The 16,440-nt window shown below is 63.2% G+C and carries 20 protein-coding genes; all 20 read right to left on the bottom strand.

What is annotated here, in order from left to right:
• Positions 1-3 precede the first annotated feature (3 nt).
• The 20 genes from A9Z00_RS10155 to upp all read right to left on the bottom strand — a co-directional run bounded on the left by A9Z00_RS10155 (position 4) and on the right by upp (position 16,316).
• Positions 4-528, bottom strand: coding sequence for an NADH-quinone oxidoreductase subunit J (locus A9Z00_RS10155; protein WP_296976692.1), 525 nt, complete (start codon positions 526-528; stop codon positions 4-6).
• Between the two features lie 3 nt (positions 529-531).
• Positions 532-981: an NADH-quinone oxidoreductase subunit NuoI gene (gene nuoI, locus A9Z00_RS10150; protein ID WP_296976689.1), complete on the bottom strand. Its 450-nt coding sequence runs from the start codon at positions 979-981 to the stop codon at positions 532-534.
• Positions 982-996: 15 nt separating this feature from the next.
• Positions 997-2,010 (bottom strand): NADH-quinone oxidoreductase subunit NuoH, encoded by a 1,014-nt coding sequence (gene nuoH / locus A9Z00_RS10145; protein ID WP_296976687.1) that lies wholly within the window; start codon positions 2,008-2,010, stop codon positions 997-999.
• A gap of 1 nt (position 2,011) precedes the next feature.
• Entirely contained in the window at positions 2,012-3,112 is a 1,101-nt protein-coding gene (locus A9Z00_RS10140) for an NADH-quinone oxidoreductase subunit D (protein ID WP_296976684.1), read from the bottom strand.
• A gap of 3 nt (positions 3,113-3,115) precedes the next feature.
• Entirely contained in the window at positions 3,116-4,129 is a 1,014-nt protein-coding gene (locus A9Z00_RS10135) for an NADH-quinone oxidoreductase subunit C (RefSeq protein WP_296976681.1), read from the bottom strand.
• Positions 4,126-4,644 (bottom strand): NuoB/complex I 20 kDa subunit family protein, encoded by a 519-nt coding sequence (locus tag A9Z00_RS10130; protein WP_296976678.1) that lies wholly within the window; start codon positions 4,642-4,644, stop codon positions 4,126-4,128. Before A9Z00_RS10130 ends, A9Z00_RS10135 begins: the two co-directional genes overlap by 4 nt.
• Positions 4,629-5,000, bottom strand: a complete 372-nt coding sequence (locus A9Z00_RS10125) for an NADH-quinone oxidoreductase subunit A (RefSeq protein ID WP_296976675.1) — start codon at positions 4,998-5,000, stop codon at positions 4,629-4,631. The genes A9Z00_RS10130 and A9Z00_RS10125 overlap by 16 nt, the downstream gene beginning before the upstream one ends.
• Positions 5,001-5,137: 137 nt before the next feature.
• On the bottom strand, positions 5,138-6,865 hold the full coding sequence (locus A9Z00_RS10120) for an ABC transporter ATP-binding protein (RefSeq protein ID WP_296976672.1): 1,728 nt from the start codon (positions 6,863-6,865) through the stop codon (positions 5,138-5,140).
• 114 nt (positions 6,866-6,979) lie between these two features.
• A complete protein-coding gene (locus tag A9Z00_RS10115; protein ID WP_296976670.1) occupies positions 6,980-7,387 on the bottom strand; it encodes a F0F1 ATP synthase subunit epsilon in 408 nt (135 codons plus the stop codon).
• Positions 7,388-7,411: 24 nt separating this feature from the next.
• Positions 7,412-8,815, bottom strand: a complete 1,404-nt coding sequence (gene atpD, locus A9Z00_RS10110) for a F0F1 ATP synthase subunit beta (RefSeq protein WP_296976668.1) — start codon at positions 8,813-8,815, stop codon at positions 7,412-7,414.
• 61 nt (positions 8,816-8,876) lie between these two features.
• Entirely contained in the window at positions 8,877-9,743 is an 867-nt protein-coding gene (gene atpG, locus A9Z00_RS10105; protein WP_296976666.1) for an ATP synthase F1 subunit gamma, read from the bottom strand.
• A 127-nt stretch (positions 9,744-9,870) separates the two neighbouring features.
• Positions 9,871-11,379: a F0F1 ATP synthase subunit alpha gene (atpA, locus tag A9Z00_RS10100; protein WP_296976662.1), complete on the bottom strand. Its 1,509-nt coding sequence runs from the start codon at positions 11,377-11,379 to the stop codon at positions 9,871-9,873.
• A gap of 25 nt (positions 11,380-11,404) precedes the next feature.
• Positions 11,405-11,944: a F0F1 ATP synthase subunit delta gene (locus A9Z00_RS10095; protein WP_296976659.1), complete on the bottom strand. Its 540-nt coding sequence runs from the start codon at positions 11,942-11,944 to the stop codon at positions 11,405-11,407.
• Entirely contained in the window at positions 11,941-12,426 is a 486-nt protein-coding gene (atpF, locus tag A9Z00_RS10090; protein WP_296976657.1) for a F0F1 ATP synthase subunit B, read from the bottom strand. The genes A9Z00_RS10095 and atpF overlap by 4 nt, the downstream gene beginning before the upstream one ends.
• Before the next feature lie 110 nt (positions 12,427-12,536).
• A complete protein-coding gene (gene atpE, locus A9Z00_RS10085; RefSeq protein WP_296976655.1) occupies positions 12,537-12,752 on the bottom strand; it encodes a F0F1 ATP synthase subunit C in 216 nt (71 codons plus the stop codon).
• 93 nt (positions 12,753-12,845) lie between these two features.
• Positions 12,846-13,610: a F0F1 ATP synthase subunit A gene (gene atpB / locus A9Z00_RS10080; RefSeq protein WP_296976652.1), complete on the bottom strand. Its 765-nt coding sequence runs from the start codon at positions 13,608-13,610 to the stop codon at positions 12,846-12,848.
• 8 nt (positions 13,611-13,618) lie between these two features.
• On the bottom strand, positions 13,619-13,996 hold the full coding sequence (locus A9Z00_RS10075; protein ID WP_296976649.1) for an ATP synthase subunit I: 378 nt from the start codon (positions 13,994-13,996) through the stop codon (positions 13,619-13,621).
• On the bottom strand, positions 13,989-14,210 hold the full coding sequence (locus tag A9Z00_RS10070; protein ID WP_296976647.1) for an AtpZ/AtpI family protein: 222 nt from the start codon (positions 14,208-14,210) through the stop codon (positions 13,989-13,991). Before A9Z00_RS10070 ends, A9Z00_RS10075 begins: the two co-directional genes overlap by 8 nt.
• A gap of 257 nt (positions 14,211-14,467) precedes the next feature.
• Positions 14,468-15,649: a non-hydrolyzing UDP-N-acetylglucosamine 2-epimerase gene (gene wecB / locus A9Z00_RS10065; RefSeq protein ID WP_296976644.1), complete on the bottom strand. Its 1,182-nt coding sequence runs from the start codon at positions 15,647-15,649 to the stop codon at positions 14,468-14,470.
• Positions 15,650-15,686: 37 nt separating this feature from the next.
• Entirely contained in the window at positions 15,687-16,316 is a 630-nt protein-coding gene (gene upp / locus A9Z00_RS10060) for a uracil phosphoribosyltransferase (RefSeq protein ID WP_296976641.1), read from the bottom strand.
• Between the last annotated feature and the right edge of the window lie 124 nt (positions 16,317-16,440).

Here is a 16,440-nt window from a genome sequence, read left to right as displayed (position 1 = left end):
GCCTTACTCCGCCTCCTTCTTCGCGATCACGATCGCGCCGATGAATGCGACCGTCAGCAGAACCGACACGAGCTCGAACGGAATGACGTGCTGCGTGTAGAGCTGCTTGCCGATCTCCATCGCGTTGTCGACCCCGGCCTGCAGCGGCGGAGCCGAAGGCGCGAATTCCGTCGTCCGGATCGCGTAGAACAGGATGCCGAACAGCACGATCGATGCGACGGCCGAGACGATCTCGTGTGCCGGCCGCACCGGCTCCCGCTGCACGGCCTGATGATCCGTCATCATGATGCCGAAGATCAGCAGGATCGTGACGGCGCCCGCGTAGAGGAGCACCTGCGTGAACGCGACGAACTCCGCCTCCAGCACGACGAACATGCCGCCGAGCCCGAGAAAGACGGCCGCCAGCGAGGCCACCATGTGCACGACCTTCGTCAGCGTCAGCATCAGCACGGCGCCGACGATCATGACGACGGCGAACGCGAAGAACGCAACCAGTTCGCCGGACCAGTCGATGTAGAATCCGCCCATCGGTTACTTCGCGCCTCCTCTCTGCGGCGCGCCGATATTGTTGTTGTCCTGCCGGATGTTCGTGTTGTTGTTCTCCAGCCATTCGCGGTCCTTGAACAGCTCGTCGCGGCTGTATGCCGCCAGTTCGAAATTGTTCGTCATGACGATCGCTTCCGTCGGGCACACCTCGGTGCAGAGATCGCACAGGATGCACAGCTCGAAGTTGATGTCGTACGTGTCGATCACTTTGCCCTTCTTCTCGGGATCCGGATTCGGCTTGCCGGTCAGCGTGATGCATTGCGTCGGACAGATGCGCGCGCACTGGTTGCAGACGATGCATTTGTCCGGGTCGAAATGCTGGATGCCGCGGAACCGGTCCGGCATCTTGAGCGGCTCATCCGGGTAGGCATAGGTGACCTTCTTCGAAAACATCGTCTTGAGCGTGACGCCCAGACCCTGGATCATGCCTTTCATGGCCTTGTCCCCCCGTTATCCCTTGATGAAAAGCTCCAGGCCGACGGCCGTCACGAACACGTTCAAAATCGCCAGCGGCAGCAGCACCTTCCAGGCGAATCCCATCAGCTGGTCGATGCGCACGCGCGGCATCGTCGCCCTGAGCCAGAACAGGAAGAAGATGACGAAGGCCATCTTCAGGATCATCCAGACAATGCCCGGAATGAAATCCAGGAACGGCGCCGGCGGTCGCCAGCCGCCGAGGAACAGCACGGACGCGAGCCCCGCGATCGCGAACATGTAGACGTATTCCGCCAGCATGAAGAACGCGAACCGGAAGCCGCTGTACTCCGTGTGGTAACCGGCGACGAGCTCGGACTCCGCCTCCGGCAGGTCGAACGGCGAGCGGTTCAGCTCCGACACCGCCGCGACGAGGAAGACGCCGAATCCGATGATCTGCGGCAGGAAGTTCCACTGCCAGAACCAGTCGCCCTGCGCCTCGACGATCTTGCGCAGGTTCATGCTGCCGGTCATCATGACCGTGCCGACGATCGAAAGGACGAGCGGCACCTCGTAGCTGATCATCTGCGCGCCCGACCGCATGCCGCCGAGCAGCGAATACTTGTTGTTCGATGCCCAGCCGCCGAGCACGATCGCGATCGTGGAGATCGCCGACAGCGCCGCGTAATAGACGACGGCGACGTTCAGATCGGCGAAATACAGCTCGCGCGTGTACGGGATGACCGCGAGCACCGCGAACGACGGCGCATAGCAGAGCGCCGGCGCGATGATGAACAGCGCCCGGTCGGCCTTGCGCGGGATCGTGTCCTCCTTGAACAGCAGCTTCAGGACGTCCGCCACCGTCTGGAACATCCCCCACGGGCCGAGCCGGTTCGGTCCGTGCCGCCACTGCATCCATCCGAGCACCTTGCGCTCGAACAGAATCGCGTACACGACGTACAAAAGCACGATCAGCAGGAAGACGACCGCCATGGCGGTGAAGAAGAGCGCGTTTTCCCACGACAGGGGTTGCTCCAGCCATTTCGTCATCTCAGCAGTCGACCTCCCCGAGGACGATGTCCACGCCGCCCAGAATCGCGATCAGGTTGGACATCGTCTCGCCGACGAGCAGCTTCGGCAGCATCTGCAGGTTGTTGAACGAGGGCCGCCGGAACTTCAGGCGATACGGCTCCGCCTTGCCCTTCGAGACGATATGGCAGCCGAGCTCGCCGCGCGGCGCCTCGATGCGGACATACGTTTCCCCCTCCGGCGGACGGATGACGCGCGGCACCTTGCCCATCGTCTCGCCGGAAGACGGGAACTGCTCGACCGCCTGCTTCAGGATGCGCAGCGACTGGCGGATCTCTTCGATCCGGAGCAGGTACCGGTCATAGCAGTCGCCGTTCTTCCCGACCGGAACGTCGAACTCGAACCGGTCGTAAATACAATAGGGCTCGTCTTTCCGCAAATCCCATTTTACGCCGGTGCAGCGCAGATTCACGCCGGAGAGGCCCCAGGCGATCGCCGTCTCGGCGTCGTATTTGCCGATCCCCTTCACCCGGTTGAGGAAAATTTCGTTGCCGGTGACCAGCCGGTCGTAATCCTGCAGCTGCTTCTCCATGTAGGGGATGAAGTCGCGAACCTTGTCGATCCACCCCGGAGGCGCATCCCATTTCACGCCGCCGACCCGCATGTAGTTGTAGGTGAGGCGCGCGCCGCACAGCTCGTTGAACAGGTCGACGATCTTCTCGCGGTCCTTGAACGCGAACAGGAACGGGCTCAGCGCGCCCAGGTCAAGCAGATAGGTGCCCCACCAGACGAGATGGCTCGCGATGCGCTGCAATTCCATCACGATGAGGCGCAGGAACTGGGCGCGTTCCGGCACCTCGATGCCCATCATTTTCTCGACCGCGTAGCAGAGCACGTAATTGTTCGTCATCGCGGACAGGTAGTCCATCCGGTCCGTGTACGGGATGATCTGGGTATAGTTCAGGCTTTCCGCCAGCTTCTCCGTTCCGCGGTGCAGATAGCCGATGACGGGCGTCGCTTCCTTGATCACTTCGCCGTCCAGCTTGACCACGATGCGCAACACGCCGTGCGTGCTCGGGTGCTGCGGACCGACGTTGAGCAGCAGTTCTTCGGTACGGATCACGCGTCACACCTCCGGATCGAGCGGAACGTAGTCTTTGCGCAGCGGATGGCCGACCCAGTCGTCCGGCATCAGGATGCGGCGCAGATTCGGATGCCCGGGGAATTCGATCCCGAGCAGGTCGTAGATCTCGCGCTCGGGCCAGTCCGCTCCCGGCCACACCGGCACGGCCGAGGGAACGGACGGATGCTCGCGGTCCGTACGAATCTTGATCGCGTATTCGCGCTTCGTCTCCATGTTGATGACGAAATAGACGACTTCCATGTGCGTCTCGTAATCGACGCCCGTCACGTTGCGGAGATATCTGCAACCCAGCTTCTCGTGGTCGCGCAGCAGCTTCGCCGCCGCGGGCCAATGCTCGGCCTTCACGACGATCGTCGGCATGTCGTCCGACAGCGCGTTGATCGTCGCTTCTTCGACCGCTTCGGGATGCACTTCGGTCTTCAGCAATTCGACGGCCTCGTCAAGCCAGGGCTGCTTCGGCGACGGCGGCTTCGGTTCCGCCGCCGCGGCGTCTTTGCCCGCTGCGGCGCCGCCTGCGGCCGCACCCGCGGCTGCCTTCGCCGCGAGGCGCGCGGCGCGCGCCTCCTGCGCGGCGCGAATCTTCGCCTCGCGCTCGGGATCAACGGCCGCCTTGCCCGCATCGGCGGCCTCGCCGCCGGACTTGCCCGTGCCGGCATCCGCGCCGTCACCGGCGCGTGCGCCATCTCCGTCTCCGGCCGGCGCGGCCTTGCCCTCCGCTTCCGCGCCCGCCGCGGATGCCGGCTGATCCGATGCGGCGTCCGGCTGCGGCTGCGCGGGCTGCCCCGCTTCCGTTCCGGCGGACCCGCCGCCGGACGCCTCCCGCGCCGTCACCGTCTCCCGGCCGCCTTCGGCCGCCGGTTCATCCCGCTTCTCTTCGCCCGCATTCTCCACGCGCGCGTCCGCCGGCCCGCCGGTCCGCGCTTCGGCCGCATCCTCACGGCGCGCGGCTTCCGGCTCCGCCGGCCGGCTCTCCTCGCGCTTTTGCTCCTCGCTCACCGATTCGTCACCTGCTTCCCGGTCTTCGCCTCGTAGCGGATTTTTTCGCGCAGCTTGTTGATGCCGTAGATGAGCGCCGCCGGATTGGGCGGGCAGCCCGGAATGTAGACGTCGACGGGCACGATCTGGTCGACGCCCTTGACGACGGAGTACGAGCGCACGTAGGGACCGCCCGCGGTCGCGCACGAGCCCATCGCGATGACCCACTTCGGCTCCGGCATCTGTTCGTACAGACGGCGGAGCAGCGGCGCCATTTTCTTCGTGACGGTGCCCGCGACGATCATGACGTCGGCCTGGCGCGGCGAGGGACGGAAGAAGACGCCGAACCGGTCGAGGTCGTAGTGCGCGGCGCCCGTGCCCATCATTTCGATCGCGCAGCAGGCCAGCCCGAACGTCAGCGGCCACATCGAATGGCTGCGCGCCCAGGCCTTGATCTGCTCCAGCGACGTCAGCAGCACGTTGCGGCTGAGCTCCTCGCGCTCTTCAGGCGTAATCGATTCTAGATCGAATCCCATTTCAGCACCCTCTTCTTCCAGGCATAGAACAGCCCCACCAGCAGCAGGGCCGTGAAGATCAGCATCTCCACCAGCGCGAACAGGCCGAGCTGATTGTAAGCGACGGCCCAGGGATAGAGGAAAACGGTTTCGACATCAAATATGACGAACATCAGCGCGTACAGGTAATACCGGATGTTGTAGCGAACCTGTCCTTCGCCGACCGGGTCGTTCCCGCTCTCGTAGGTCATCTGCTTCTCCGCGGTCGGCTTGTTCGGGCGAAGGATGCGACCCGCCGCCAGCGCGACCATCGGGAGCAGAATGCCCAGCGCGACAAAAACGACCACGATCACGTAGCTGTTGACGTATTTCTCCATACGTTCGCCTCCGTGCGCAGGATCGGTATGGACGGCTTGCGGATGACGCCGGCCGCAAAAATTTACTTAATAATTATAGCTTAAAGGAGTGCGCCCCGTCTATGTCCGGTTTGACTGACGGAACGCGTCCGGAGATCTCACGTCGGAACCGCCTCGCCGAACTGCGCCCGGTACAGGCGCGCGTAGATGCCGTCCTTCGCCAGCAGCTCCTCGTGCCTCCCCGTCTCCGCGATGCCGTCGCCGCTCACGACGAAGATGCGGTCCGCGCCGCGGATCGTCGCCAGCCGGTGGGCGATGACGATCGTCGTGCGGTTCACCGCCAGCTCCTCCAGCGCCTGCTGGATGATCCGCTCCGTCTCGGTGTCGAGCGCCGATGTCGCTTCATCCAAGATCAGTATTGGCGGATTCTTCAGAAACATCCGCGCGATCGCGATCCGCTGCCGCTGGCCGCCGGACAGCTTCAGCCCGCGCTCGCCGATCACCGTGTCGAGGCCGTCCGGCAATTCGCGGATCAGCTCCCCGAGATGCGCCCGGCGCGCCGCCTCCCGAATCTCTTCCTCCGTCGCGCCGAGCCGGCCGTAGGCGATGTTCTCGCGGATCGTCCCGTTGAACAGGAAGACGTCCTGCTGCACGATGCCGATCTGCGAGCGGAGCGACCGCTGGGTCATCTTCCGGATCGGGATGCCGTCGATCCGGATCTCCCCTTCGTCCACGTCGTAAAATCGCGGAATCAGGCTGCAGATCGTCGATTTCCCGGCGCCGCTCGGCCCCACGAGCGCGACGGTCTCGCCCGCCCGGATGTGCAGGTCCACGTTCCGCAGCACCTTCTTGTGCGGTTCGTAGCCGAACGTCACGTTCCGGAACTCGATGTCGCCCCTGAGCGACTTCACCTCGATCGCGTCCGGCGCGTCCTTCACCTCCGGCTCCGTGTCGATCAGGGCGCAGAACCGCCGGAAGCCGGCCATGCCCTTCGGGTACATTTCCATCAGCGCGTTGATCTTGTCGATCGGCTTCAGGAACACCTGCACGTAGAGCAGGAACGCGACGAGCTCCCCGTAGGTGATGCGGCCCCGGTAGGCGAACCAGGCGCCGGCGACCAGCACGATCAGCATGATCAGCCGGTTCAGCATGTACATGCCCGACGAGCTCAGGGAGATCGCGAGATACGACCTGAGCTTCGCCTTGCGCAGGCCCGCGTTGTTCCGCCGGAACCGCTCGATCTCGAAGTCCTCGTTCCCGAACGACTTCACGACGCGGATGCCGGACACGCTGTCCTCGACCCGCGCGTTCACGTCGGCGATGTTCTCGAACATCTGCTTAGCCGCCCGGTTCAGCTTCAGGTTGAAGTACGCGATCAGCGCGACGAGGACCGGCACGGCCGAGAACGTGATCAGCGAGAGCTGCCAGTCGACCGTCCACATGATGCCGAACGCGCCCGCGAACGTCATCAGCGCGATGAACAGGTCCTCGGGACCGTGATGCGCCATCTCGCCGATGTCGAACAGGTCGTTCGTGATCCGCGACATCAGGTGGCCCGTCTTCGTGTTGTCAAAGTAGCGGAACGACAGCCGCTGGAGATGATTGAACGCCTGCTGCCGCATGTCCGTCTCGATGTTGATGCCGAGCATGTGGCCCCAGTAGCCGACGATGAAGTGCATGAACATCGCGAACAGATAGACGAACAGGAGCACGGTGCACGCGACGGCGATCGCGTTCCAGTCCTTCGTCGGGAGCAGCTCGTCGATCACCCAGTTGACGGCCATCGGGAACGCGAGCTCCAGCAGCGCGGCGACGACGGCGCAGGTGAAATCGAGCCAGAACAGCCTGATGTGCGGGCGGTAATATCCCAGAAAACGGCGGATCATGACGCGCCAACTCCTCCCTTCCGCGCGCCCGCCAACAAGAAAAAAACCTGCCGGCCAGGCCGGCAGGCTGGCCGACAGGTTTCCATGCCTGACGGGCAGGCACGTCCGCGGGCGTCAATCTTGACGGTTCTTGACTTCCAGCCGGTTGAGGGCGCGCATCAGCGCCAGCTGGGCGCGGCGGAAATCGATCTCTTCCTGCCGCTCGGCCCGGAGACGACGCTCCGCACGCTCCTTCGCGGCGAGCGCCCGCTCGACGTCGATGTCCTCCGGCAGCTCCGCGCTCTCGGCGAGGATGACGACCTTGTCCTTGCGGACTTCGAGGAAGCCGCCGTTGACCGCCACCCATTTCTCGCGGCCGCCCTGCTTGATCTTCGCCGGCGCGATTTTGAGCGGCGTGACCAGCGGAATGTGGTTGGGCAGAATGCCGAGCTCGCCTTCCACGCCGCGCACGACGACCATGTCGACCTGCTCGGAGAAGACGGTGCGTTCCGGCGTGACGATTTCAAGCAGCATGGTGCTCATCGCGATAACCTCCCGCCGGAAGCATCAGAGCTTCTTCGCTCTCTCCACGGCCTCTTCGATCGTGCCGACGTAACGGAAAGCCGCCTCCGGAAGATCGTCGTGCTTGCCTTCCAGAATCTCCTTGAAGCTGCGGACCGTCTCCTTGACCGGCACGTAGACCCCCTTCTGCCCCGTGAACGCCTCCGCGACGTGGAACGGCTGGGACAGGAAGTTCTGGATCTTGCGCGCGCGGGCGACGATCAGCTTGTCTTCCTCGGACAGCTCGTCCATGCCGAGGATCGCGATGATGTCCTGCAGTTCCTTGTAACGCTGCAGAATCTTCTTGACGCCCTGGGCGACTTCGTAGTGCTCCTGACCGACGACTTCCGGCGTCAGGATCCGCGAGGTCGAAGCCAGCGGGTCGACGGCCGGATAGATGCCCATCTCGGCGATGCGGCGCTCGAGGTTCGTCGTCGCGTCGAGGTGGGCGAACGTCGTCGCCGGAGCCGGGTCGGTGTAGTCGTCCGCCGGGACGTAGATCGCCTGGATCGACGTGACCGAACCCTTCTTCGTCGACGTGATCCGCTCCTGCAGCTGACCCATCTCCGTCGCGAGCGTCGGCTGGTAACCGACCGCCGACGGCATCCGGCCGAGCAGCGCGGACACCTCGGAACCGGCCTGCGTGAAGCGGAAGATGTTGTCGATGAAGAGCAGCACGTCGCGGCCCTCTTCATCACGGAAGTATTCGGCCATCGTGAGGCCCGTCAGCGCGACGCGGAGACGGGCGCCCGGCGGTTCGTTCATCTGGCCGAACACCATCGCCGTCTTGCCGATGACGCCGGACTCCTTCATTTCATAGTACAGGTCGTTCCCTTCGCGGGTCCGTTCGCCGACGCCCGTGAAGACGGAGATACCGCCGTGCTCCTGCGCGATGTTGTGGATCAGTTCCTGGATCATGACGGTCTTGCCGACGCCCGCGCCGCCGAACAGGCCGATCTTGCCGCCCTTCGCATACGGCGCGAGCAGGTCGATGACCTTGATCCCCGTTTCGAGGATTTCCGGTTTCGTCGTCAATTGTTCGAACGACGGCGCCGGACGGTGAATCGGCAGCTTGATGTCCGACTTCACCTCGCCCGCCTCGTCGATCGGTTCGCCGAGCACGTTGAAGACGCGGCCCAGCGTGGCCGGACCGACCGGCACGGTGATCGGGCCGCCGAGGTCGACGGCTTCCATGCCGCGCACGAGGCCGTCGGTCGAGGCCATCGCGACCGTGCGGACCAGGTTGTCGCCGAGGTGCAGGGCAACTTCGAGCGTCAGGTTGATGTCCGGACCGCCGCCCCCGCCCTTGGCTTCAATTTTGATCGCGTTGTAAATGTCCGGCAGATGTCCGCGTTCGAACTCGATGTCGACGACCGGACCCATGACGGACACCACGCGTCCCTTCTTCATAGCGTTCCCTCCCGATATGCCGGCGCCGGCGGCCGGGCGCCGCCGGCCGGCACGGATATGATCAGCCCTTCAGCGCGTTCGCGCCGCCGACGACTTCGGCGATCTCCTGCGTGATGGCGGCCTGACGCGCCCGGTTGTAGTTCAGCGTAAGCGTCTGGATCATCTTCTGCGCGTTCCGCGTCGCATTGCCCATCGCGTTCATCCGCGCGCTGAACTCGCTCGCCTTCGCGTCCAGCAGGGCGCTGTAGATGAGCGTCTCCGCGTATCTCGGAAGCAGCGCGTTCAATACCACTTCGGCGGACGGTTCATATTCATAGACCGTCGTCGGCGTGGCGGCCACGTCGTCTTTGGACAGCGGCAGGAGCAGCCGCTCCGTCGGCCTCATGGTCAGGGTGCTGATGAACATGTTGTAGCAGAGATACAGTTCATCATACAGTTCATCCTCGTAGCCCTTGACCGCTTCCTGCGCAATCGTCCTGATATCGGAGAACGCCGGCGAATCCGGCAGCCCCGTCACTTCCCTCGCGATCGGAATGCCGCGGCGGCGGAAGAAATCCCGGCCCTTCCGGCCGATGACGAACAGCACGTATTCATCCGGCGAAGCGTGCCGGCTGTTGATCGTGTTCAACACGTTGCGCAGCAGGTTCGAATTGTAACCGCCTGCCAGACCCCGGTCGGAGGTGATGACCAGGTACCCCGTCCGCCTGACCGGTCGTCTCTGCAGCATGGGATGTTGGACATCCCGGGTGCCGAGCGCGATGCTTGCGACGACCTCCCGCAATTTCTCCGCATACGGCCGGGCCGCGGTTGCAGCCTCCTGCGCGCGCCGGAGACGGGAAGCCGCCACCAGTTCCATTGCCTTCGTGATCTGCATCGTGCTCTGCGTGCTCTTGATCTTCGCCTTGAGCTCGCGCAAGCCTTTGGCCATCGTCACTCACCCGTCTTTGCACGCCCCGGCCGCCGCCGACAGCCGGTCCCGGAGTTCGCCCGGTTGTTCCGGGTCCGGGACCGTCGCGGCGCGGCAGAAGGCCAGATTCGTAATCGTCGATCCGCCGTCAGACGACGAAGGTCTTCTTGAACTTGAGGATCGCTTCGTTCAGCGCGTTCTCGGTTTCCGGCGTCAGATCCTTGGTATCGCGGATCGACTGGGCGATCTCCGGATGGTTCGTGTCGAGGAACGCGTGCAATTCCTTTTCGAACCGCCTGACCGCCTCGACCGGCAGATCGTCGAGATGACCCTTGATGGCCGCGAAGATCGAGATGACCTGCTTCTCAACCGGCATCGGCTCGTGCACGTCCTGTTTCAGAATTTCCATCGTGCGCGCGCCGCGGGTCAGCTGCGCCTGCGTGGCCTTGTCGAGGTCGGAACCGAATTGCGCGAACGCCGCCAGCGAACGGTAGGCAGCGAGGTCGAGGCGCAGCGTGCCGGCGACTTTCTTCATCGCCTTGATCTGCGCATTGCCGCCGACCCGCGAGACCGAGATGCCGACGTTGATCGCCGGGCGCTGTCCGGCATAGAACAGGTCGGACTCGAGGAAGATCTGACCGTCCGTGATCGAGATGACGTTCGTCGGAATGTAAGCCGACACGTCCGAAGCCTGCGTCTCGATGAACGGCAGGGCCGTCAGCGACCCGCCTCCGCGGGCGTCGCTCAGTTTCGCCGCGCGTTCCAGCAGACGGGAGTGCAGATAGAAGACGTCCCCCGGATACGCTTCGCGGCCCGGCGGGCGGCGGAGCAGCAGCGACAGCTCGCGATAGGCCGCCGCCTGCTTCGACAGGTCGTCATAGATGACGAGGACGTGTTCGCCCTTGTACATGAAGTACTCGCCCATCGCGCAGCCGGCATACGGCGCGATATACAGAAGCGGCGCCGGTTCGGATGCCGATGCGGTGACGACGATCGTATAATCCATGGCGCCGTGGCGACGAAGCGTTTCCACGACGCTCGCCACCGTCGATTGCTTTTGGCCGATCGCGACGTAGATGCACTTCACGCCGGTGTTTTTCTGGTTGATGATGGTGTCGATCGCGATCGTCGTTTTGCCCGTTTGACGGTCGCCGATGATGAGCTCCCGCTGGCCGCGGCCGATCGGGATCATCGAGTCGATCGCCTTGATGCCGGTTTGCAGCGGTTCATGAACCGATTTCCGGTCGATGACGCCCGGAGCCGGCGACTCGATCGGACGGAAATGTTTCGCCTCGATCGGCCCCTTGCCGTCAAGCGGCTGGCCGAGCGGGTTGACGACGCGGCCGAGCAGTTCTTCGCCGACCGGCACTTCCATGATCCGGCGCGTCCGTTTCACCTGGTCGCCTTCGCGGATGCCCGTGTAGGGACCGAGGATGACAACGCCGACGTTGTTCTCTTCGAGGTTCAGGGCCATGCCCACTACGCCGTTCTCGAATTCCAGCAACTCGCCGGCCATCGCGTTCTCCAGGCCGTGTACGCGCGCGATCCCGTCGCCCACCTGAATGACCGTACCGACGTCGGCGACCTCGATTTCGGATTTGAAATTCTCGATCTGCTGCCTGATCAGCGTGCTGATCTCGTCAGGTCTGATGCTCAAAAGGCTCACCCCTGTCTGAATTGGCTTAGGAAATCAATTCTTTCTCGAGGCGCGCGAGCTTGCCCGACAAACTGCCGTCGTACAGACGGTCGCCGATCCGCACCTTGACGCCGCCGATCAGCGAAGGATCGACCACCTGTTCCGCGCGGACCTGCTTGCCGGTCAATTTGCCGAATTGTTCCGCGACGGCGGCCAGTTCGGCGTCGCGGAGCGGCCGGGCCGTATAGACGATCGCCCTGGCCTGTCCGGACCCTTCCTCGGCGATTCTCGAATAAGCCTGATAGACGGCCGCAAGTTCCGGCAATCTGCCGCGCTTGAACAGGAGTTCGACCGTGTTCACGAGCAGTTCGTCCATCCGACCCTCCAGCGCATGCCGGAGGACGGAAAGCTTGAGCGAGGTTTCAAATTTCGGGGAGCCGAGAAACGCCCTGATCTCCGCATCCTTTTCCAGCGCTTCGACCAGTTCCCTGAACTGGAGCTCGATATCCCAGACCGCGTTCCGCTGCGCCGCGGCTTCGTAGAGCGCCCTGGCGTAGCGCTTCGCTGCGACCGAATCCGCGCTCATGACGTCTTCCCTACTTCTTTCAAATATTGTTCAACCAATTGCTCGTGCGCTTTCTCGTCGATCTGGCGCTCGAGAATTTTCGATGCGATCTGCACGGACAGACCGCTGACCTGCCGGCGCAGCGCGGCGATCGCGTTGTTCTTTTCGTTCTGGATTTCCCGGAGCGCCTCGTTCTTCAGGCGGTTTGCTTCTTCACGCGCGGCCTGGATGATCTCCTCCGCCTGCTTCTGGCTTGTCCTGCGCGCGGTTTCGATGATCTCCTGGGCTTCCCTGCGCGCTTCCTCAAGCGCCTGCCGCTGTTCCGCAAGCAGCCGCTCGGATTCCTTCCGGTTCGCTTCGGCCGCCTCCAGCTCGCCGAGCACGATCTCGCGTCTTTTCTCCATGATGCCGAACAGCGGTCCGAACGCGTATTTGTTGAGCAGCCAGTACAGCAATCCGAACGCGATGATGGAAAAGATGGTCGATTCCCAATGGAACGACATCCGTTACACTCCCTTCCCGGACACGGACGGTTCCGCCCGCAGCATCATACAAACAGAAGGCGTGGAGGCATACGCCGTCCCCGCCCCGCTCAAACTATACGGTTTGCAGTTTAAGCGTTGAAGAACATCAGGAATCCGAGCACGGCGCCGATCAGCGGCACGACTTCGACGATACCGACGCCGATGAACATCGTCGTCTGGAGCGCACCGCGCGCTTCCGGCTGACGGGAGATGCCTTCAACGGTCTTGCTCACGATTAAACCGTTGCCGAAACCTGCGCCGATCGCGCCGAGACCGACTGCAATTGCTGCTGCCAGAAATTCCATTGTACCAATTCCTCCTCGCAAAAATGAAATTTCTTGAAACGGGATTCAAAACCCGGCCGGCGACCAGCGCGGCCGTGTGCGGTACCGTTCCGGTCAATGGTCCTCATGCACAATCGCCTGTGAGATGTAGACCATCGTCAGGATCGTGAACAGGAACGCCTGGACGGCACCCACGAATATGCTGAAGCCCTGCCATACGGCAAGCAGCGGAATCCCCACGAAATTGAGCATCAGGATGGTCGCAATCAGCAGTTCGCCCGCATAGATGTTCGCGTACAGACGAACGGCCAGCGTCACCGGGCGGACGATCTGCTCGATCAGATTGAGCGGCAGAAACACCGGGTACGGCTCGACATAATGCTTCAGGTAATGCTTGCGGTTCATCTTCAGCCCGAGGATGTGGATCAGGAAGAAGACGATGATCGCGAGACCAAAGTTGACCATGATGTCGGCCGTCGGCGACTTCCACCAGGCGACGTGCACTTCGCCGCCATGCTTTTCAATCGTTTCCTCCGACACCACCACCGAGCCGAAGAGCCGGAATTCCTCGTGGTGCTCCGTCACAATCCCGAAGGGGAGCCCGAGAAGGTTGGAGACGAAGAGGTAGGTGATGAGCGTCATGCCGAGCCCGACGAACATCTTCACCTTCGACAGCGGCATCGTGCTGGCAATCGTCTTGTGAACGAACTCCACGACCCATTCCATGAAATTCTGCAGCTTCGAAGGATTGCGGATCGACAGGTTTCGTGTCGCCAGCTTCGCGATCACAAACGTGATGATGCCGGACACAACGATGGCCAGGATGGCAGACAGGTCAAGGTGGAATCCTCCAACCTCTATGACAGGAAATTCGTGCACGCCGATTCTCACCCCTTTCCATTCCCGACATCCCTATTGTGTACCGCCGCCAAAAAAAATACCGCAAACTGGACATAAAAACACGCCGCCAATGTTGCGGGTAGCGAAAAGTGTTCGGGATATCGCCAGCTCGTCATGACCGCAAGCAGAATGACCGCCAGCCGGGCGGCGAGGCCGAGGCTCCTCCGCTTCCGGCCTTCCAGCGCGGCGCGGACGATCATCTGCACCCTGCCGCGCAATAAAAACGCATTCACAAGACTCGCGCAAATCCCGAGCAACAATCCTGCGGCTACGTCTCGTCCATTCGGGAACAGGGCCCAGGCCATCAGCAAGGCCGCCATCGTAAACAGCGAAAGCCGAACGGCCCGCCTCAAGATGTCATCCATCGGAACCCCCCAGCACGAGCTTCACCATCGCAATGCAGGAAAGAATTCCCGTCAGAAGCCCGATCAATACGCCCGCGACAACCCATCCGGGCGTGCCGCCAAGGCGCGCACCGAGCCAATACCCGGCCGTGATGCATGCGGCCACGTTGACTCCCATCGCGCCCACCAGTCCCGCTGCGCGCCAGGGATTGTCACCCTTGTCCGACTTGTTCATGCCCGCGTACCCCTGTCAATCCCCATCTATTTTAGTCATGCGTCAGATCCTTTGTCAATTCGGACCTTTTCGCGCATAATCGAATATTTCGTGAACAAACGGCGGAAATGGGCGTTTTTTCGCGGCTTCCGGCGTCCGGAAACTTTACAGCATACAGTTCGACTGTAGATTTGCCCAACCTGCGGTCCGGCCGGATGGGCTGCCGGTTGCCCGGCAGGAGCCGGTTGTGCCTCGGGCGGAACCGGCCTCGGGGCGGTTCACTCCGCCGTTTCCGGCCGGTTCTCCCGCGCGGGCTCCCCGGGCGCGAACGGCTCGGGCGGCTCGTCCCGCAGGCCGAAGTGGTGCAGGATCGCCTGCACGATCCGCTCGGACGCGCGGCCGTCGCCGTACGGATTCGTCCGGCCGGTCATCCGATCGTAAGCCGCCGGATCGGTGAGCAGCCGGCGCGCGGCCGCGTACACCCGCTCCTCCTGCGTCCCGACGAGCTCGAGCACGCCCGCCTCGATCCCCTCCGGCCGCTCGGTCGTGTCGCGCAGGACGAGCACCGGCACGCCGAACGACGGCGCCTCCTCCTGCAGGCCGCCGGAATCGGTCAGGATCATGTACGTGTGCGGATAGAAATTGTGGATCTCGAACACGTCGAGCGGGTCGACGAGCCGGATCCGCTCGTGGCCGCCGAGAATCTCGTACGCGGGTTCGCGTACCGCCGGATTCATGTGCACCGCGTAGACGACCGCGATGTCGGCGAACTCGTCGGCGATCCGCCGCACGGCGCGGAAAATGTTGCGGTGCGGCTCGCCGAGCGCCTCTCTCCGGTGCGCCGTCATCAGGATCAGCCGGCGCCCCTTCGCCCAGTCGAGGATCGGGTGGCTGAAGGACGGATCGACCGTGTACTGGAACACGTCCGTCACCGTGTTGCCCGTTATGTAAATCGACGATTCGGGCTTGTTTTCCCGCCGGAGATTGCCGGCCGACCATTCCGTCGGCGCGAAGTGCAGGTCCGCGAGCACGCCGGCGAGCTGCCGGTTCATCTCCTCCGGAAAGGGAGACCGCTTGTTCCAGGTGCGCAGCCCCGCCTCGACGTGGCCGATCTTGATTTGGTTGACGAACGCCGCATAACTTGCGAGGAACGTCGTCGACGTGTCGCCGTGCACGAGCACGAGATCGGGCCGCGCCTCCCTCAGCACCGGATCGAGCCCGGCGAGCACGTTCACCGCGATCTCGGTCAACGTCTGCCGGTCCTTCATCACGTTCAGGTCGTAGTCCGGCCTGATCTCGAAAAAGTCGAGCACCTGGTCCAGCATCTCGCGATGCTGCGCGGTGACGCACACGACCGTCTCGATCACGTCTTCGTATTTCTGCAGCTCGAGCACGAGCGGGGCCATTTTTACCGCTTCCGGACGCGTGCCGAAGATCGTCATCACTTTCAATCTTGCCATGTCGCCCCTCACGCTCCCGTTCATCCGGCGGCCCCCGTCATTTCGTGCCGAACAGCCGGTCGCCGGCGTCGCCGAGCCCCGGCACGATGTAGCCGCGCTCGTCCAGCCGCTCGTCGATCGCGGCGACGTACAGGTCGATGTCCGGATGCGCCTCCTGCAGCGCCTTCACGCCCTCGGGCGCCGCGATCAGGCACATCATCTTGAGGTGCCGGCAGCCCCGCGCCTTCAGCGCGGACAGCGCCGCGACCGCCGAACCGCCGGTGGCCAGCATCGGGTCGATGACGATGAGCAGTCTCTCCTGTGCGTCGGTCGGCAGGTTGATGTAGTATTCGACCGGCTTCAGCGTCTCCTCGTCCCGCTGCAGCCCGATATGGCCGACCTTCGCGGAGGGAATCAGCTTCAGGATGCCGTCCACCATGCCGAGCCCGGCGCGCAAAATCGGCACGAGCCCGATCATCCGGCCGGACAGCACGCTCCCCTCCATCTTCGCGATCGGCGTCTCGATCGTCACCTTCGACAGCGGCAGGTCGCGCGTGATCTCGTATGCCATCAGCGTCGCGACCTCGCTGACCAGTTCGCGGAAATCCTTCGTGATCGTGTTCTTGTCGCGTATGATCGTCAGTTTGTGCTGGATCAGCGGATGATCGCACACGACTACCTTGCCCATTCACTGCCTCCTTCCGGCGTTCCGGCGGTCCGCTGCGCAGGACCGCTGTGCTGATCCCGTTCATTATATCATGTTCCCGTGCTTTCGGCATCGTCAATCAGCATGGCGGGAAGCGGTCATCCGG

The organism is Thermobacillus sp. ZCTH02-B1, from assembly GCF_002159085.1.
GTDB lineage: Bacteria > Bacillota > Bacilli > Paenibacillales > Paenibacillaceae > Thermobacillus.
Note: the sequence above shows the minus strand (reverse complement) of the source record. Positions and strands in the feature narration are given on the sequence as shown.